This window comes from Nocardiopsis endophytica, assembly GCF_027706725.1.
Taxonomy (GTDB): Bacteria; Actinomycetota; Actinomycetes; order Streptosporangiales; family Streptosporangiaceae; genus Nocardiopsis_A; species Nocardiopsis_A endophytica.
In genome coordinates this window covers 126,387-144,700 of sequence record NZ_JAQFWQ010000002.1, presented here as the reverse complement: position 1 = coordinate 144,700, position 18,314 = coordinate 126,387, and the positions used below count along the sequence as shown (strand labels likewise).

Genomic DNA, 18,314 nt, shown 5'->3' with positions numbered 1-18,314 from the left:
CCTCGCGAGGCCGTGCGCAGGGGGTTCGTCCAACGAATTTGTCCGCTCTGACCTGCGGTTAAGGCATCTTTACGGCTGTGCCCACTTGAAGAGGGGTGGGGGTCATGCCTTTCAATGGGGATACGCGAAGTTTCACCCTCGGCGTCGTGTGCCGGACGTGCGGGGAGTGTTCTAGTGTGAGGAGTCGACCTATTAAAGGGCAGGATCAGCAGCGATTTGGAGACGACCCGCTAGCCGTTCGCGACACCGACCACTACAAAGCCGAATACGTCACCGGGTTCGTCGACAAGTGGGACGAGCTGATCGACTGGAAGCGCCGCTACGAGAGCGAGGGGCGCTTCTTCGTGGATCAGCTCAAGGAGCGCGGTGTCCGCGAGGTCCTCGATGTCGCGACCGGGACCGGCTTCCACTCGGTGCGCTTGGTCGAAGAGGGGTTCGACACCGTCAGCGCTGACGGAAGCCCTGAGATGCTCGCCAAGGCCTTCGCCAACGGGATGGCCTACGGCGGGCACATCCTGCGCGTCGTCCAGGCCGACTGGCGCTGGCTCAACCGCGACGTGCACGGGACCTATGACGCGATCATCTGTCTGGGCAACTCGTTCACCCACCTGTTCTCCGAGCGGGACCGCCGCAAGGCGCTGGCCGAGTTCTACGCGATGCTCAAGCACGACGGCGTGCTGATCATCGACCAGCGCAACTACGACGCCCTGCTGGACGGCAAGTACGGGAACAAGCACACCTACTACTACTGCGGCGAGGAGGTGTCCGCCGAGCCGGAGCACGTCGACGAGGGCCTCGCGCGCTTCGTCTACCGGTTCCCGGACAAGTCCGAGTACCACCTCAACATGTTCCCGCTGCGCAAGAACTACACGCGGCGGCTCCTGCGCGAGGTGGGCTTCCAGAAGGTGGAGACCTTCGGCGACTTCCAGGAGACCCACCAGGGCGAGGAGCCGGACTTCTACATCCACATCGCCGAGAAGTCCTACCTGCAGGAGGACGACCTCTCCGAGGCCTACTCGGCGGCGGTGCGGACGGCCCGGGAGTACTACAACTCCACCGACGCCGACACCTTCTACCACACCATCTGGGGCGGCACCGACATCCACGTCGGGCTGTACGACTCCCCGGACGGCGACATCGCCGAGGCGAGCCGCCGCACCGTGGAGCGCATGGCGGCCAAGGTGGAGATCGGCCCGGACACCGAGGTCATCGACGTGGGCGCCGGCTACGGCGGCTCCGCGCGCTTCCTGGCCCGCCAGTTCGGGTGCAAGGTGACCTGCCTCAACCTCAGCGAGGTGGAGAACGAGCGCAACCGGGAGATGAACCGCGAGGCGGGCCTGGACCACCTGATCACGGTGGTCGACGGCTCCTTCGAGGACATCCCCTGCCAGGACAACGCCTTCGACGTCGTCTGGTCGCAGGACGCGTTCCTGCACAGCGGCGACCGGCCCCGGGTGCTGGAGGAGGTCTCCCGCGTGCTGCGCACCGGCGGGCACCTGATCTTCACCGACCCGATGGCCTCGGACACCGCGACCACGGAGGCCCTGCGGCCCATCCTGGACCGCCTGCACCTGGACAGCATGGGCACGCCGGGCTTCTACGACAAGCAGACGGCGCGCCTGGGCCTGTCCAAGGTGGAGTTCGACGACCTCACCGAGCAGCTCCCGCGCCACTACGGCCGCGTCCTCGCCGAGACCGAGGCGCGCGAGTCCGAGCTGAACGGCAAGATCAGCGAGGCGTACCTGACCCGGATGAAGACGGGGCTGCGCAACTGGGTGAACGGCGGCGAGTCCGGCTCGCTCGCCTGGGGGATCCTGCACTACAAGGCCTGATCCCGACCCTCCCGGGAACGGCGGGCGCGCCCTGGGCCCGCCGCCCCGGCCCGGCCCCCGGCTCGCGGGGGGCCGGGCCGGCGGTCCACCCGGGGGGCACCCCTTCCGAGGCTCGGGGGCGTGGCGTCGCGTCGGCCTGCCGCGCCCCCGTCAGCGCACGGGGGCCAGCTCCCGCTCCCACGTCTCGGCGACCAGGTCCCGCCCGAAGCTGTGATGCGGCTCCGACGCGGTCAGCGTGAACCCCGCCTTGCCGTAGATGTGCCGCGCGGCCGTCAGGACCGACTGCGTCCACAGCGTCATCCGCCGGTACCCGGCGGCGCGGGCGAAGGCGAGGCACTCGTCGGTCAGCAGCCGTCCGATGCCGTGTCCGCGCGCCCACGGCTCGACCAGGAGCAGCCGCAGCTTGGCGGTCTCCCCGCCGGCCGGGTCGGCGCGCATGCAGAAGACCGCCCCGGCGCGCTCGCCGTCCAGCTCGGCGATCCACGCGTTGTCCCGGGCCGGGTCGCGATCGCGCACGTACCCGGCGACGATCCCGGCCACCAGCGCCTCGAAGCCGCTGTCGAAGCCGTACTCCCGCCAGTACAGGTCTCCGTGGCGCTCGACGACCCACCCCAGGTCGCCGGGGCGCGGGCCGCGCAGCACCACGCGCCCCCCGCCGTCCGTGCCGTCCGCGCCGAGGACGCGCCGCACGGTCTCCATGGCCGACAGCAGCCGCTCCCGGTCGCCGCCGCCGATCCCCGACAGCAGGTCGCGGATCTGCAGGTCGGCGCGTCCGTCCATCATCGCCGCCGCGCGCTCTCCGGCCGCGGTCAGCTCCACGGTCTGCTTGCGCCCGTCGTCGGGCGAGGGGGCGCGGGACACCAGTCCGCCGTCCTCCATCCGGGCGAGCACCCGGCTGAGCTGCCCCGCGTCCATCTCCAGGAGGCCGCGCAGCGCCGAGGTCTCGGTGCGGCCGAGATGCAGCAGCTCGTACATGACCCGCACGTCCGTCAGCGACCAGGGCGAGCCCAGGTGGTCGGGGCGGACGATGCCCATCCGCCCGGTCAGGAACCGGTTGAACGCACGCACGCGCGCGACGTCCTCGGCGGGCACCTTCTCGGCGGGCACGTCGGCTGCCTGTGAAGTATCCATGACGACCTCAATGATTTCTTTGACTCTGTCAAAGAGTATGCGCCGTCGATCCCGTCAGGGCAAGAGGTGTGCCGAACAGGCGGCGGCGCAGCGGGGGGACCGCGGACACGGAACGCATGACCGCCTTGGCCGCCGCACGCCGCCCGAGGGAGTCGCCCACGAACATGTGCGCCTGCGCGAGCGAGCGGCGAACGGCCGCGAAGCCGTACCGCCGCATCTCCGCTTCGTAGGCGCCCACGGCGTCGATGAGCCCTGTCCGGCCCGCGCGCGCCCCGCCGAGATGCCGGGCCAGCAGCGCGGCGTCCCTCAGGGCGACGTTGGCGCCGATCCCCGCCATGGGGGTCATCGAGTGGATCGCGTCCCCGAGCAGCGTGACCGTCCCCGGCTCCCAGTGGCCGGGGTCGGTGGCGGTGCGGATCGCCAGACGCGAGACGCCGTCGTCCGGGGACCCGTCGATCATCCTGCGCAGGAGCGGGTGCCAGCCGCGGACGCGGTCGGCCACCAGCGCGCGCAGGGCCGCCCCGTCCGTCTCCGATGGGAGGCCGTGCTCCGCGGGCAGGGCGCGCTCGGGCCGGGCCGCGTAGGCCCACAGGACATAGCTGCCCATGTTGTCGAAGAGCGTCCCCGGGTTCAGGGCGTGTGCCGCGTCCTGCCCGCCGATGCCCGCGGGCAGGCCGGCCGCGGACTCTCCCAGCTCATGGGAGGTGAAGAACAGGCCGCCGTGCTCCCTGGGCAGGACCGACGTGGCCCCCTGCAGGAACGCGGGCGGGAGCCACGCCCGCGTCTCCTCGGTCAGCGGCAGCTTGCCCGCGACCGCGAAGATGCCGGTGTCGCGGCGCTCGGCGCCGGGGAGCAGGCGGCGCCTGACCCGCGAGCCCCCGCCGTCCGCGCCGACCACCAGGTCGGCACGGGCCTGGGAGCCGTCGGCGAACCGGCACACGACGCCCCCGTCCGCCGCGTGCTCGTAGCCCGTGAACTCCCGGTCGAACACGACGGTGTCCTCCAGCCCCCACAGGAGGGCCTGGCGCAGGGTGATGCGGCTGACGGAGTAGTGCTCCTCGGCGGGGGCGCCGGGGCGGGGCCCGAACGCGGCGACCGTGCGCAGCCGTTCGTCGGCCATCCGGAAGACCGGAGCCGAGACGCCGGAGGCGGCCATCAGCACCTCCCGGTTCGCCTCGGGCAGGCAGGCGCGCAGCGCGGCGGCGCCGTCGGGGTCGATGTGCAGGCGGTACCCCTGGAGGCGTTCGTCGCGGGTGCGGTCGCGCTCGTACACGGTCACCGGGACGCCGGCGCCGCGCAGGCCGTGCGCCAGGCACAGGCCGCCGAGGCCGCCGCCGATGACGGCGACCGAGAACTCGCTGCCGGACATTGGGGCCCTCCTTCGTGTCGGGACGGACGGGGCCCCGCCGGGCGGCGGCCCCGCCTCCACTTTCATCCGCACGGATGATTGAATCAACCCTGAAGATGAAAGACCGGGACACCCTTAGGGGGCGGTATGGGCACGGAGGCGGGCGGGGAACGGCGCGCGCGCAGGGCGCCGCGGGCGGAGGAGCGCAGGCGGGACCCCGAGCGGACACGGCGCCGCATCCTGGACGCCGCGGCCGCGGAGTTCGCACGGAAGGGCTACGACGCGGCGCGCGTCGCCGACATCGCCGGGCGGGCCGGGGTCAACAAGCAGCTGATCTCCTACTACTTCGACGGCAAGGCCGGGCTGATGCGGGCCCTGCGGGAGCGGTGGGAGGAGATGGAGGACGAGGGGCACCGCCCGGACCGGTCACTGGCCGAACTCGCGGCCGGCTACGCCCTGGCCAACTGGGAGCACCGGGACATGGCGCGGGTGCGGCTGTGGAGCGCCCTGGCCGGGGGCGGCGGGGGTGAGGACCGCGCGCGGGACGACCTGGCCGACCTGGAACGCAGGAAGCGGGACGGGGAGATCCCCGGGGACATCGACCCGCGCCACCTGCTGCTCGCGCTGTTCGGGGCGGCATCGGCGGTGCACGTCGCCCCCGAGGTGGTGCGGGCCCTGTTCGGCGCCGAGCATGACGCCGAACAGGTCAACCGCGACTACGCCGAGCAGCTCAGCCGGATCGTGGCGCATCTGACCGGGTCAGGCCGGCCGCCCGGCCCTTAGCGGAGACGACCAGGGCCATCTTCCGCGACGCCTCGTCCAGCATCTCGCCGTCGAGGGTGACCGCGCCCCGGCGCTCCACGGAGGTGGCGTGCTCGTAGGCGTCGAGGATGCGCTCGGCGCGGTCGAACTCCTCCTGGCTGGGGGAGTAGATCTCGTTGGCGGCCTCGACCTGCGAGGGGTGCACCGTCCACTTGCCGTCGTAGCCCAGTGCCGCGGTTCGCCCGGCCGAGGCGCGGAACGCCTCGGGGTCGCGGACCTTGAGCTCGGGCCCGTCGACCGCTTGGAGGCCGTTGGCGCGCGCCGCCGTCAGGATGCGGAACAGGACGTAGTGGTAGGCGTCCCCGACGTCGTAGCCGGGCGGCTGCGCGCCGACCTCCAGGCTGCGCATGTTCATCGACGCCATGAAGTCGGCGGGGCCGTAGACCAGCGTCTCCAGGCGCGGGGAGGCGGCGGCGATCGCGTCGACGGCGGACAGCCCGCGCGCGTCCTCGATCTGCGCCTCGATGCCGATGCGCCCCGCCTCCAGGCCGCAGGCGCGCTCCACCTGGGTGAGCAGCAGGTCGAGCCACTGCACGTGGACCGGGTCGGTGACCTTCGGCAGGACCAGGCAGTCCAGGTCGGCCCCGGCCCGTTCGACGACGGTCGCGACGTCGCGGTAGGTCCACGGGGTGTCCAGCGCGTTCACCCGGACGGTGCGCACCCGCGCCCCCCATCCGCCCTCGGTGAGCGCCGCGGCCGCGGCGTCGCGGGCGCGCTCCTTCTCCGACGGCGCCACCGCGTCCTCCAGGTCGAGGAAGAACGCGTCGGAGGCGATGCCCCGGGCCTTCTCCACGAAACGCGGGTTGGAGGCCGGGACCGCGAGGACCGAGCGTCGCGACCGGAAGGGCGCCATGTTCCACTCCTGCCGTTGAGGGGCGTGCGAGGCCGGTGCCGGCCGCCGTGGGATGGGACTCTATCCGGTGCCCGAAACGCACATTAGGGTGCATTCCAGGCGTCCGCGTGCGTAAGCCGCCGCGCCACGGGGGAACCACACCATGGGGGAAAGGGGAGCGATGGGCACCGAGGCGTATCCGACCAGCTCGCACTGGGGCACCTACGAGGTGCTCGTCCGGGACGGCCGGGTGGTGGACACCCGCCCCGACCCCGGCGACCCGGACCCGTCCCCGCTCATCGCCAACGCCCCCGCCGCCCAGCACCACCCCACCCGCGTCGCCCGCCCGGCCGTGCGGCGCCGCTGGCTGGAGAACGGCCCCGGCCCCGACCCCGAGCGCGGCGCCCCCGGCGACGCCTACGTCGAGGTGGACTGGGACACCGCCGCCGAGCTGGTCGCCGGGGAGCTCAAACGGGTCCACCGCGAGCACGGGGCCGAGGCCGTCTTCGGCGGCTCCTACGGGTGGGGCAGCGCCGGCCGCTTCCACCACTCGCAGAGCCAGCTCCACCGCTTCCTCAACACCACGGGCGGCTACACCCGCAGCCGGGCCACCTACAGCCACGCGGCGGTGGAGGTGCTCTTCCCGCACCTGGTCGGCGAGCAGGGCGCGCACGCGCTACTGGAGCGCGCCCCCACCTGGGAGGCGATCGCCGAGCACACCGACCTCATCGTCAGCTTCGGCGGCCTGCGCCTGTCGAACACCTGGATCGCCTCGGGCGGGCGCGCCGCGCACACCGCCGCCCTGGGCATGCGGGAGGCGGCCGCGCGCGGCCTGCGCACCGTGTCGGTCAGCCCGCTCAGGGACGACACCATCGAGGAGATGGGCGCCGAGTGGCTGCCCGCGGCGCCCGGCACCGACACCGCGGCCATGCTCGCCCTGATCAACGTCCTCATCGAGGAGGACCTGGCCGACCGCGACTTCCTCGACCGGTACACCGTCGGCGCCGACGTGGTGCGCCGCTACGCCACCGGTGAGACCGACGGTGTGGCCAAGACCCCCGAGTGGGCCGAGCCCATCTGCGAGCTGCCCGCCGACACGCTGCGCTCCCTGGCGCGCCGCATGGCCGCCGGGCGCACCCTGGTCAACGTCGGCTGGTCGGTGCAGCGCACGCGCTACGGCGAGCAGCCGCTGTGGGCGGGCCTGGCGCTGGCCGCGTGCCTGGGCCAGATCGGCCTGCCCGGCGGCGGGTTCGCCACCGGGTACGGGTCGATGGGCCGCTACGGCGGCGGCGCCACCCCCGGCGGCCTGCCGCGCTTCCCCAAGGGTGCCAACCCGGTCGACCGCCGCATCCCGGTCTCCCACACCTCGGAGATGCTGCTGCGCCCGGGGGAGGAGTTCGACTTCGACGGCGAGCGCCTCACCTACCCCGACATCCGGCTGGTCGCCTGGTCCGGGGGCAACCCGTTCCACCACCACCAGGACCTGTCCCGGCTCACCCGCGCCTTCGGCCGCCCGGACACCGTGCTGGTCGTGGAGACCCACTGGACGGCGACCGCGCGCCACGCCGACATCGTGCTGCCCTCCACCACCACGCTGGAGCGCGAGGACATGGCCGCCAGCCAGGGCGACCTGCGGCTGAACGTGATGCGCCGGGCGGTCGCCCCCTACGGTGAGGCGCGCGACGAGTTCGACATCTACCGCGCCGTCACCGCACGCATGGGCCTGGAGAAGGAGTTCACCGAGGGCCGTACCGCCGAGGAGTGGATGCGGCACCTGTACGAGCAGTGGCGCGAACGGCAGCGGGACATGTTCGGGGCGGACCTGCCCTCCTACGACGCCTTCCGCGAGGCCGGGGGCGTGGACCTGCCCGGACGGGTGAACGACGAGGCCATGGCGGCCTTCGCCGAGTTCCGCGAGGACCCGGTGGCGCACCCGCTGCAGACGCCGAGCGGGCGCATCGAGCTGTTCTCGGCGACCATCGCGGGCTTCGGCTACGCCGACTGCCCCGGGTACCCGATCTGGCTGCCCGGCGAGGAGCGGCTCGGGTCGGCCCGGTCCCGGCGGTGGCCGCTGCTCCTGCTGGCCAACCAGCCCAAGGGGCGCCTGCACAGCCAGCAGGACATGGGCGCCTACAGCGCATCGCAGAAGGTGGACGGGCGCGCGCCGGTGCGCATGCACCCCGACGACGCCGCGGCGCGCGGCCTCGCCGACGGCGACCTGGTGCGCGTGCACAACGACCGGGGCAGCCTGCTCGCCGGGGTCCGCGTCAGCGACGCCCTGCGCCCCGGCGTGGCGCAGCTGTCCACGGGCGCCTGGTACGACCCGTCGTCCACCGAGGTGACCTGCGCGCACGGCAACCCGAACGTGCTGACCGACGTCGCCGGGACCTCGCGCCTGGCCCAGGGGTGCACCGGCCAGCACGTGCTGGTGGAGATCGAGGCCTTCCGGGGCGAGGCGCCCCCGGTGAGGGCCTTCACCCCGCCGGTGCCGGTGCCCCCTTCCTCCTGATCTGGAGCATAGGTTAGCCTCTACTAAGTTCCTGACGCCGACGCCGGCCCCCCGGCGTCGGCGTGCCCGTGGCGCCCCGCCGCGCCCGGAACAGGACCGGAACGAAGGTCGGAGGAAGACGAGTGCCCTTGGAGACGGCGGCGCCCGACCGCGCCGCGGCGGACCGGGAGGAGGCCGCGCAGGCGCTCGACAAGCGCACGCGGGCCCGCGCCCGGGTGCACACCGCCAGGGCGCTGGGGCTGCTCATCGCCTTGGGCGTGCTGGTGCTGTGCGCGGGACTCAGCGTCTCGGTGGGGGCCAAGTCCATCCCCCTGGGCACCGTGTGGGACGCGCTGGTCAGCAACGACGGCTCCTATGACCACAGCGTCATCATCGAGCTGCGCATCCCCCGCGCGGTCCTCGGCGTGTTCGTCGGCGCCGCCCTGGGGCTGTCCGGGGCGCTGATGCAGGGCCTGACCCGCAACCCGCTGGCCGAGCCGGGCATCCTCGGCGTCAACTCCGGCGCCGCGGCCGCCGTCGTGGTCGCCATCTACGTCTTCGGCCTCACCAGCCCGAACGCCTACGTTTGGTTCGCCTTCCTCGGCGCCGCCGCGGCCTCGGCGGCCGTCTACGCCCTCGGCAGCCGCGGCCGCACCCAGGCCACCCCGGTGCGCCTGGCGCTGGCCGGCACCGCCGTCGCCGCGGTGCTGCAGGGCCTGGTCTACGCGGTCATCGTGCTGGACGACTTCGTGTTCGACCGGATCCGCTTCTGGCAGGTCGGCTCCCTGGTCGGCCGCGACCTGGAGCTGTTCTCCCGCATCTGGCCGTTCCTGGCGGCCGGGGTGGTCATCGCCCTTCTGCTGGCGCCCGCGCTGAACACCGTCGCCCTCGGCGACGACCTGGCCGCGGCGCTGGGCGCCCGGATCAACCGCACCCGCCTGCTGGCGGCCGTGGCGATCGTGCTCATGTGCGGGGCGGCCACCGCCACCGCCGGGCCCATCTGGTTCGTGGGGCTGACCGTGCCGCACGTGGCGCGCGCGATCACCGGCCCCGACCAGCGCTGGCTGCTGCCCTACTCGGCGGTGCTCGCCGCGATCCTGCTGACCGCGGCCGACACCCTGGGCCGCGTGGTGCTGCCCAACGGCGAGCTGGAGGTCGGCATCATCACCGCGCTCGTGGGGGCGCCGGTGTTCATCGCACTGGTCCGGCGCAAGAGGATGGCCCAGCTATGACGGCGACGACCCCGCGGAGCCGCCGGCCGGTGCGCCTGGGCCGCGTGTCCTTCCTGCTCCGGCCGCGCACCGCCGTGGTGTTCGGCGCGCTCGTGGCGGCCATCGCCGCCGTCTTCGCGGCGCTGCTGATGCTCGGCGAGTACGAGATCTCCCTGCCCAGGGTGGCCGCCGCCCTGGCGGGGACCGGCGAGCGGCTGGACCTGTTCTTCGTGCGCGACGTGCGCCTGCCCCGCGCCTGGGCGGCGGTGCTCGTCGGCGCCTCCCTCGGGGTGGCGGGCGCGGTCTTCCAGAGCCTGTCCCGCAACCCCCTGGGCAGCCCGGACATCATCGGCTTCACCGGCGGCGCCGCCACCGGCGCGGTGCTGACGATCCTGGTCCTGGGCGGGTCGATGCTGCAGGTGTCGCTGGGCGCGGTCATCGGCGGCGTCGCCACCGCCGGGCTGGTGTACCTGCTGGCCATGCGCAACGGCGTGCAGGGCTACCGGCTGATCCTCGTCGGCATCGGCATCAACGCCATGCTCGTCTCCGTGCGGGACTACCTCATCACCCGCGCCGACCTCACCGAGGCCAAGGCCGCCCAGGTGTGGATGATCGGCAGCCTCAACGCGCGCGGGTGGAGCGAGGTCATCGCGGTCGCCGTGTGCATGGCGCTGCTGCTGCCGCCGCTCCTGGCGCTGGGCCCCCGGCTGCGGCTGATGGAGATGGGCGACCAGACCGCGCAGGCGCTCGGCGTCCCGGTGCAGCGCACCCAGGCCGTCGCGCTGCTGGCGGCCAGCGCGCTGACCGGCGCGGCGATCGCCGTCGCCGGGCCGATCTCGTTCATCGCCCTGGCCGCCCCCCAGCTCGCCCGACGGCTGCTGCGCTCCGACGGCACCACGCTGTTCGGCGCGGCGCTGATGGGCGCGCTCCTGCTCACCGCCGCCGACCTGGCCGCCCAGCACGCCCTGGGGGAGGGCCGCCTCCCGGTGGGCGCGGTGACCGCGATCATCGGCGGAAGCTACCTCGTCTGGCTCCTCTACCGTGAATGGCGGACCGGACGTGCCTGACCGGCGGCCCCGACCCGACAAGCGCCCCCGACACGACGCACACACAGGAGAAAGCGCGATGCCCGAACCGTCCCGGCTGTGGGGGGAGAACCTGACGCTCGCCTACGACCAGAGCGTCATCTCCCGAGACCTGGGGATCAGCATCCCGGACAACTCCTTCACGGTCATCGTCGGCCCCAACGCCTGCGGCAAGTCCACGCTGCTGCGCGCGCTGTCGCGGATGCTCAAGCCGCAGTCGGGGGCCGTGCACCTGGACGGGAGGCTCATCTCGTCCTACCCCTCCAAGGAGGTGGCGCGGCGGCTGGGCCTGCTGCCGCAGTCGTCGGTGGCCCCCGACGGCATCACCGTGGCCGACCTGGTGGCGCGCGGCCGCTACCCGCACCAGAAGCTGCTGCGCCAGTGGTCCCGCTCCGACGAGTCGGTGATCACCGAGTCCATGGAGGCCACCGGCGTCGCCGAGCTGGCCGACCGGATGGTGGACGAGCTGTCCGGCGGGCAGCGCCAGCGGGTGTGGCTGGCCATGGTGCTCGCCCAGCAGACGCCGCTGCTGCTGCTGGACGAGCCCACCACCTACCTGGACATCGCCCACCAGATGGACGTGCTCGACCTGTGTGCGGAGCTGCACCACGAGCGCGAGTACACGCTGGTGGCGGTGCTGCACGACCTGAACCAGGCGTGCCGCTACGCCACGCACCTCATCGTCATGAAGGACGGCGCGGTGGTCGCCGAGGGGGAGCCGTCGGAGATCGTCACCGCCGAGCTGGTGGAGAAGGTGTTCGGGCTGCCGGTGCGGGTGGTGCCCGACCCGGAGACCGGGACCCCGATGATCGTCGCGGTGGACCGGCGGGGGACCATCGCCCGCCGGTCGCGCGGGGGCGCGGCCGGGGACGCCTCGGACCAGGACGGGGCGCTCCTGGAGAAGCGCTCGGCCTGAGCCCCCTCAGGGCCCCGCCTCCCAGATCCGCTGGGCCTCGGCGAGCAGGTACGGTGCCGCGGCCGTCTCGGCTCCCGCCAGGGCCGCCAGCGTCGCCGACGCCGAGGCGCGGTCGGGAGCGGCCCCCGCGAGCCGTGCGCCCGAGACCGTGATGAACCGGAGGGCGGCGACCCCGTCCTGGTGGTCGCCGAGCACCTCCTGGAGCGCGGCCGACCAGCGGCGCAGCCGGGTGGCGCGCTTGCCCAGCACGGGTTCGGCGGCCGTGGCCGTGTACCGGACCCGCTTGGCGGCCTTGCGCACCTCGTGCCACGCCTCGCCCCGGGGCGGCCCCTCCTCGGCCGCCAGCGCGCGCCCATGGGCGGTGCGCATGCGCTCCACCGCGTCGCCGAGCTCGGCGTCCAGCACGTCCCCGGCCGGGCCGCGGGCGCGGCGCCCGGCCAGCGGGGTGGAGCGCAGCCGGTCCAGCTCGTCGAGCAGGTCCAGGTACTCCTGGCCGTCCAGCGCGCGCACCGCCTTGCGCCGGGCCTCCTCCAAGCGCCGGTCGAAGGCGTCGAGCCAGTCGGCCGTCAACGCCACACCCCCGGCGCGGGACGGGAGCTCCGCCAAGCGCGCGGCGAACCGCTCCCGCAGCACTTCGAGGTCGCGGGCGGTCCCCAGGGACGCGGCCAGCTCCCGCAGCGCCGCCGCCGTGCCCCGGACCGCCTTGCGGTCGACGACCGTGGGGAACCCCCGCAGGACCGTGCGGATGCGGCGCGTGGCCACCCGCATCTGGTGCACCGCGTCCTCCTCGCCGAGCCTCACCCGGGGGTCCAGTTCGAGGACGCGCTCCACCTGGTCGAACAGGTAGCCGCGGACGGCGGCGTCGGCGGTGTCCCCCGAGGGGCGCTCGGGCGGTGCGGGCACCCGGTCGCCCAGCAGCGTCAGCAGCTTGGAGCCGATGCGCGAGGGGCGCGCCCCCGCCTCCAGCAGGCGGCGGCCGATCGTGTCCAGGAGGGCGCGGTCGCCCGAGCCCAGCTCGGCCTCCACCTCCCGCCAGCGGATCTCCCGGCCCCCGTCCTCGTCCAGGACCTCGCCGTGCACCCGGTCGTCGGCGATGAGCGCCAGCGGCGGCCCGCCCTCCTCGGGGAGCAGGGCCAGCTCCGTGCGCTCGGTGGTGATGCGGGCGACGGGGGCCGGCGGCGCCCCGCGCGTGGCGGACGCCGCCAGGCGGACCAGGCGGGCGGGGATCCGGGCGGCGTGCGACCCCTGGGGCGCGTGGAACTCCCGCTTGCCGTCGCGCCCCCAGGGGATCTTCAGGTGCCATCCGGCGTCCGGGCCGCCGAGGCGGCGGCGCAGCGTGATCCCCCGCGCGGCGAGCCGGAGGTCGCCGGTGTCGAAGTAGGTGGCGGTGAGCCGGTGCTCGCGCTCCTCCACGCCCCCGGGGGCGAGATCGGCCGGCCGGGGGAGGCGGAAGTCGGCACCGACCTCGAACGTCGTCTCGATCTCCAACTGATCGACCATCGCGGTCTCCAATGGTCTCCGGTGCTCCCGTACCTCCCCCGGCCGGGAGATCGTCAACCGAGCGGGGCGGGCAGCGGTCGCGCGTGCACCACGTGCAGGCGGCTGACCGCGCGGGTGAGGACCACGTAGAGGCGGTTGAGCCCGCGCTCCTCGGCCTCGGCGATGTCCGCGGGCTCCACGGCGACGACGGTGTCGAACTCCAAGCCCTTGGCCAGGGAGGCGGGGACGCAGACGACCCGGCAGGCCTCCAGCGCCTCCGGTTCCCGGCCCAGGTGCCCGGCCTCGATCCCGCGCTCCCGCAGGGCGGTGCGGAGCCCGTCGATGCGGCCGTCGGACGCGATGACGCCGATGGAGCCCTCCTCGTCCAGCGCGCGCTTGCAGGCGTCGAGCACGGCGCCGGTGAGCCGGCCGCCGGACACGCCCTCGATGCGCAGGGCCCCGGGCGCCTGCCGGGCCGCGCTCGGGGCGGGTAGGTCGGGGGCGATCTCCGGGAGCAGCCGGGCCGCGAAGTCGATGATCTGCGCGGGCACACGGTAGCCGCGGCTGAGGACCTGCAGCCGGGCGCCGTCCTTGCCGAGGTGGCGCAGCAGGTCCGCCCACGTCCGGGCCGCGGCGGGGGCGGTGCCCTGGGCGATGTCGCCGAGCACCGTCACCGACCCGGCCCGGACGCGGCGCGCCACCGCACGGCACTGCATCGGGCTCAGGTCCTGCGCCTCGTCCAGGACGATGTGGCCGAGCGACGGGGGGCGCTCGACCAGGCACGCGGCCTCGTCGATCAGCACCAGGTCGGCCGGAGACCAGGGGGCCGACCTCGGCGAGCGCGGGCGCCCGGGGAACCGGACGGCCTCCTGCTCCCCGGGGTCCAGGAGGCCGTCGGCCGCGCGGGCCAGCAGGCCGGGGTCGGTGAGCAGGCCGAAGACCAGCTTGACCGGGTCGGCCTTGGGCCACATGGCGGTGACGGCCGCCTTCACCTCGCGGGAGCGGGCCAGGCGGCCGCGGGTGCCCGCGTCGGCGGTGCCGCCCGAGGCCTCCATGAGGTTCTGCACCGCGCCGCCCAGGCGCTGCGCCAGCAGGTCCCGTCCGGCGCCGTAGGAGGCCCGCTGGCGGCGGATGCCGTCGACGATCTCCGCGATGTCCTCCGGCGGCACCCGGTACTTGCGCGAACCGACCGTCACCACCAGCGTCTCCTCGGACGGGCGGACCTGCGCCCACAGGGCCCGGGAGACGACCTCGGCCATGCGGGCGTCGCTCTTGAGGCGCGCGGCCTCGGGGGAGTCGGCCCCCTTGGGCGCGCCCCGGTCGGCCAGCTCCTCCAGGGTGAGCTGGCCCGCCTCGGCCTCGCCCAGAGCGGGCAGGACGTTGCGGATGTAGGAGAGGAAGGAGCTGCTGGGGCCGACGATGGCCACGCCGCCCTCCCGGCGCAGGCGCTCGCGCTCGGCGTAGAGCAGGAAGGCGATGCGGTGCAGGCCCACGGCCGTCTTGCCGGTGCCGGGGGCGCCCTGCACGCACAGGCTCGTGTCGAGGGAGGCGCGGACCAGGTCGTCCTGGTCGGGCTGGATGGTGGCGACGATGTCGCGCATGGGGCCGGTGCGGGGGCGCTCGATCTCCGCGGCCAGGAGCGCCGCGGCGGCCTCGCCCGAGGACGGTTCGGGGGCGGTGAGGTCCTCGTCCTCGAACGCGGTCAGTTCGCCCCCGGCGCCGAACCCGTAGCGGCGGCGGGAGAGGACGCCCATGGGGGATTGCGGCCCGGCGCGGTAAAAGGCCGCGGAGACGGGCGCCCGCCAATCCAGGACCATCGATGCGCCCGACCTGTCGCGCACATTCCTCCGGCCGATATAGGCGAGGTCGGCGTCGGGGGTGCGGGTGGGGGTGAAGGGGGCGCCGGGTTCCGCCTCATAAAGGTCGCCGGGCGGGTAGGTGAGGCGCCCGAAGAAGAGGGGCGCGTCCGGGAGTTCGGCCAGCGCTTCGGCGCGGCGTTCGCGTGCGCGCTGCAGAACCGCGTTGGTGTATTTGTCGACGACGGCTTCGCCGAGGGCCGTTTCGGTGTTGAGGACCTCTTCGCGCATTTCGCGCAGCGCATCACGCGAGGAGGCGAGGTGGCGGCGTTCCGCGCGGAGCTCGGCGGCACCGTCGTCGGGGGCGCCGGAGGCATCGGCGGAATCGGGCATGCGTGCTGGAGGCGTGCACGAGGACACGGAGGACTCCCCGGGATCGGTCGGGCTGGTCGTCGGGGCGGCGGATGCGCGGGTCCCGCCCCGGCGGGTCGTCAGCCGGTTCGTTCCGATCCTCTGCGCGTCGGTGTGCCGTGGTGCACTTCCGCCGCGAAGAAGCGATGATACCCGCGGGGAAGGGGGCTGGCAATCCTCCTTTCTCCGCTTTCCCGACCGGGGAAACGGTGCGGCCCGCGACCAGCGGTAACGATGGGATAAACCGGCGGGCAAGCGCGCTTCCCGGGATGGTGATCACGGGCCGGAAGGGGTATCCGTCCGGTATTTCCACCGGTGCGATCGGAGGCGACGGTGACTACGACGACGATCTTCTTCGGGGAGCTGTTCGGAACGGCGATCCTCGTCCTGTTCGGCTGCGGCGTGGTCGCCGCCCACGTCCTGAACAAGTCCAAGGCGCACGGCGAGGGCTGGATCCTGATCACCTTCGGGTGGGGCTTCGGCGTCATGGCGGGGGCCTACTTCGCGCTGCCGCTGTCCGGCGGGCACATCAACCCCGCGGTCACCTTCGGCCTGGCCGCCGCGAACGGCGACTGGTCCACCGTCCCGGTGTACGTCCTGGGCCAGATGCTCGGCGCGATCATCGGCGCCACCCTGACGTGGCTGGTCTACCTCAGCCAGTTCAAGCACTCCGACGGCCCGTTCCTGGGGATCTTCTCCACCGAGCCGGAGGTGCGCAGCACCGGGGCGAACTTCCTCACCGAGTTCATCGCCACCGCCGCCCTGCTGTTCATCGTCACCGCCACCGGGCAGAGCGAGGCGCTGGCGCTGTCCGGGCTGGGCGTGCTCATCGTCGCCCTGGGCGTGGTCGGCATCGGCATGAGCCTCGGCGCGCCCACCGGGTACGCCATCAACCCGGCGCGCGACCTGGGGCCCCGCATCGTCCACCAGCTCCTGCCCCTGAAGGGCAAGGGCGGCTCGGACTGGAGCTACTCGTGGATCCCCGTCGCCGGGCCGCTGGCCGGCGGCCTCGTCGGCGGCCTCCTCGGCGGGTGGGTGTACGGCCTGATGTAGGGCCGGCGGCACCGGGACACCAGAGGCGGGCGGGGGCGACCCCGCCCGTTTCCTGTTCGGCCCCCCGCCGAGGCCCCGGTTCGGATCCCGGCGCGGGCGTACTACGGTATGTAGTAGCGGGAACTGCGGAAACAGGGGAGCGGACGTGGTCGAGGGGCTGACGAGCACCATCCAGCTGGTGTCGCTGGCGATGGCGGTCTGGTGCATGGTCTCGGCCTTCCGCGACCGGCCCATGGTCGTCCCGCACCTGGTCGGCATGGCGGTGCTGTGGCTGCTCACCATCGCCCAGGCCGTGGTGTCCACGGTGGTCTGGGCGGGCGGCGACCCGCCCGCCGAACCGGCGACGCTCGTCGGGTACCTCGCCACCGTGGTGCTGCTGCCCCCGGCGTGCGCCGTGTGGGGGTTCATGGAGCGCAGCCGGTGGGGGCCCGCGGTCATCTCCGTCGCCTGCTTCATCCTCCCGGTCCTCATGGTCCGGCTCGAACAGATCTGGAACCCGCCCGTTGTCTGAGAGCACCGCGTCCGCGAACGCCGCCAGCCGCTCCGGGCCCGGCCGTGTCCTGGTCGCGCTCTACGCCCTGTTCGCCCTCGCCGCCACCGCGCGCGCGGGCGTGCAGATCGCGACGAGGTTCCAGGAGGCGCCGCTCGCCTACCTGCTGTCGCTGGCGGCGGGGATCATCTACATCGTCGCGACCGTGGGGATCGCCCGGAGCGGGCGCACCTCCCACCGGGTCGCCATGGTCTCCTGCGCGATCGAGCTGTGCGGGGTGCTGGCCGTGGGCACGCTCAGCATGCTCGACCCGGCGGCCTTCCCCGACGACACCGTGTGGTCGCGCTTCGGCAGCGGCTACCTGTTCATCCCGCTCGTCCTGCCGGTGCTGGGCATGCTCTGGCTGCGGCACGTGGAGAAGGGCCGGACGGGGGAGCGGGCACAGGCGGCCTGACGGACGCCGTCCTAGGGTGGGCTCATGAGCGAACCGCGCAACGACCAGCCTTCCGTTCCGCCCGTCGTCTCGCCCGCGCGCTTGGCCGAACGCCTGCGCGAGGGCGGGGACCTGGCCGTCGTCGACGTGCGGTGGTACCTCGACGGCAGGGACGGGCACGCCGCCTACCTGGCCGGACACCTGCCCGGGGCGGTCTGGGCCGACGTCGATGAGGACCTTGCGTCCGAACCGACCCGGGAGGGCGGGCGCCACCCGCTGCCGACGCCGGAGGCCTTCGCCGAGGCGCTGGGGCGGCTCGGCATCGGTGACGGCACGGAGGTCGTCGCCTACGACGACGCCGGCGGGTCCATCGCGGCGCGGCTGGTGTGGATGCTGCGCGCGCTGGGGTCCCCGGCCTCCGTGCTCGATGGCGGGATCCAGGCGTGGGACGGCCCGCTGGAGACGGGCGAGGTGCGCCGCGAGCCGCGCACGCGCACGGCCGTCCCGTGGCCGGCCGAGCGGATCGCCACCACCGAGGAGCTGAAGGACCTGAAGGCGCGCCCGTACGGCCGACTGCTCCTGGACGCCCGCGCGCGGGGCCGCTACACGGGCGAGGAGCCCGCGCCCGTCGACGCCCGCGCCGGGCACATCCCCGGGGCGCGCAGCGCGGAGTGGCAGGGGAACCTCGGCCCGGACGGCCGGTTCGCCTCCCCGGAGCGCCTGCGCGAGCGCTTCGCCACGCTGGGCGTCGAGGGGGCCGAGTCGGTCACCGCCTACTGCGGCTCGGGGGTGACCGCGTGCCACGACCTCATCGCGCTGGAGCACGCCGGGTTCACCGGGGCGCGCCTGTACCCGGGCTCCTGGAGCGCGTGGGGGGCCGACGCGTCGCTCCCGGTGGAGACCGGTGATGCTGAGGGCGGGGACTGACGGCGGACCGCGCGAGCGGCGTACCGTCGGGACTGCACCGCGTGGCCTTCGGACATCTCG

General features: G+C 73.9%; 15 protein-coding genes. 10 read left to right on the top strand and 5 right to left on the bottom strand.

The genetic code is table 11. From position 1 onward, the window contains the following. Positions 1 to 176 precede the first annotated feature (176 nt). Positions 177 to 1,832, top strand: coding sequence for a glycine/sarcosine N-methyltransferase (locus tag O4J56_RS01360; RefSeq protein WP_270683185.1), 1,656 nt, complete (start codon positions 177 to 179; stop codon positions 1,830 to 1,832). A 150-nt stretch (positions 1,833 to 1,982) separates the two neighbouring features. On the opposite strand, the gene O4J56_RS01355 is transcribed toward O4J56_RS01360, so the two are convergent. Together O4J56_RS01355 and O4J56_RS01350 are read right to left on the bottom strand one after the other, a co-directional pair. After that, entirely contained in the window at positions 1,983 to 2,963 is a 981-nt protein-coding gene (locus O4J56_RS01355; RefSeq protein WP_270683184.1) for a bifunctional helix-turn-helix transcriptional regulator/GNAT family N-acetyltransferase, read from the bottom strand. Between the two features lie 28 nt (positions 2,964 to 2,991). Further along, positions 2,992 to 4,332 (bottom strand): FAD-dependent oxidoreductase, encoded by a 1,341-nt coding sequence (locus O4J56_RS01350; RefSeq protein WP_270683183.1) that lies wholly within the window; start codon positions 4,330 to 4,332, stop codon positions 2,992 to 2,994. Positions 4,333 to 4,458: 126 nt separating this feature from the next. Between O4J56_RS01350 and O4J56_RS01345 the strand changes: the two genes are divergently transcribed. Then, a complete protein-coding gene (locus O4J56_RS01345) occupies positions 4,459 to 5,094 on the top strand; it encodes a TetR family transcriptional regulator (RefSeq protein WP_270683182.1) in 636 nt (211 codons plus the stop codon). Here O4J56_RS01345 and O4J56_RS01340 read toward each other — a convergent pair. Next, on the bottom strand, positions 5,042 to 5,986 hold the full coding sequence (locus O4J56_RS01340; protein WP_270683181.1) for an HpcH/HpaI aldolase/citrate lyase family protein: 945 nt from the start codon (positions 5,984 to 5,986) through the stop codon (positions 5,042 to 5,044). The two genes, O4J56_RS01345 and O4J56_RS01340, sit on opposite strands and share 53 nt — an antisense overlap. Positions 5,987 to 6,146: 160 nt before the next feature. Between O4J56_RS01340 and O4J56_RS01335 the strand changes: the two genes are divergently transcribed. The 4 genes from O4J56_RS01335 (at position 6,147) to O4J56_RS01320 (ending at position 11,665) form a co-directional block, all read left to right on the top strand. Next, complete coding sequence (locus O4J56_RS01335) at positions 6,147 to 8,474, top strand: molybdopterin-dependent oxidoreductase (RefSeq protein WP_270683180.1); 2,328 nt, start codon at positions 6,147 to 6,149, stop codon at positions 8,472 to 8,474. A 122-nt stretch (positions 8,475 to 8,596) separates the two neighbouring features. Then, positions 8,597 to 9,685 (top strand): FecCD family ABC transporter permease, encoded by a 1,089-nt coding sequence (locus O4J56_RS01330; protein WP_270683179.1) that lies wholly within the window; start codon positions 8,597 to 8,599, stop codon positions 9,683 to 9,685. Continuing rightward, positions 9,682 to 10,731 carry a FecCD family ABC transporter permease gene (locus O4J56_RS01325; protein WP_270683178.1) on the top strand — a complete coding sequence of 350 codons (1,050 nt, stop codon included), beginning with the start codon at positions 9,682 to 9,684 and terminating at the stop codon, positions 10,729 to 10,731. The genes O4J56_RS01330 and O4J56_RS01325 overlap by 4 nt, the downstream gene beginning before the upstream one ends. Positions 10,732 to 10,789: 58 nt before the next feature. After that, on the top strand, positions 10,790 to 11,665 hold the full coding sequence (locus tag O4J56_RS01320; RefSeq protein WP_270683177.1) for an ABC transporter ATP-binding protein: 876 nt from the start codon (positions 10,790 to 10,792) through the stop codon (positions 11,663 to 11,665). Between the two features lie 6 nt (positions 11,666 to 11,671). On the opposite strand, the gene O4J56_RS01315 is transcribed toward O4J56_RS01320, so the two are convergent. Both O4J56_RS01315 and O4J56_RS01310 read right to left on the bottom strand, forming a co-directional pair. After that, a complete protein-coding gene (locus O4J56_RS01315) occupies positions 11,672 to 13,165 on the bottom strand; it encodes a CYTH and CHAD domain-containing protein (RefSeq protein WP_270683176.1) in 1,494 nt (497 codons plus the stop codon). Between the two features lie 53 nt (positions 13,166 to 13,218). Further along, positions 13,219 to 15,333, bottom strand: a complete 2,115-nt coding sequence (locus O4J56_RS01310) for a HelD family protein (protein WP_270683175.1) — start codon at positions 15,331 to 15,333, stop codon at positions 13,219 to 13,221. A 351-nt stretch (positions 15,334 to 15,684) separates the two neighbouring features. On the opposite strand from O4J56_RS01310, the gene O4J56_RS01305 reads away from it, so the two are divergent. The 4 genes from O4J56_RS01305 (at position 15,685) to O4J56_RS01290 (ending at position 18,254) form a co-directional block, all read left to right on the top strand. Further along, positions 15,685 to 16,404, top strand: coding sequence for an MIP/aquaporin family protein (locus O4J56_RS01305; RefSeq protein ID WP_270683174.1), 720 nt, complete (start codon positions 15,685 to 15,687; stop codon positions 16,402 to 16,404). A gap of 145 nt (positions 16,405 to 16,549) precedes the next feature. After that, entirely contained in the window at positions 16,550 to 16,915 is a 366-nt protein-coding gene (locus O4J56_RS01300; RefSeq protein ID WP_270683173.1) for a hypothetical protein, read from the top strand. Beyond that, the gene (locus O4J56_RS01295) at positions 16,908 to 17,348 is read left to right on the top strand and encodes a hypothetical protein (protein WP_270683172.1); all 441 of its coding nucleotides are present in this window, start codon (positions 16,908 to 16,910) and stop codon (positions 17,346 to 17,348) included. The genes O4J56_RS01300 and O4J56_RS01295 overlap by 8 nt, the downstream gene beginning before the upstream one ends. A 24-nt stretch (positions 17,349 to 17,372) precedes the next feature. After that, on the top strand, positions 17,373 to 18,254 hold the full coding sequence (locus O4J56_RS01290) for a sulfurtransferase (RefSeq protein ID WP_270683171.1): 882 nt from the start codon (positions 17,373 to 17,375) through the stop codon (positions 18,252 to 18,254). Positions 18,255 to 18,314: the final 60 nt, after the last annotated feature.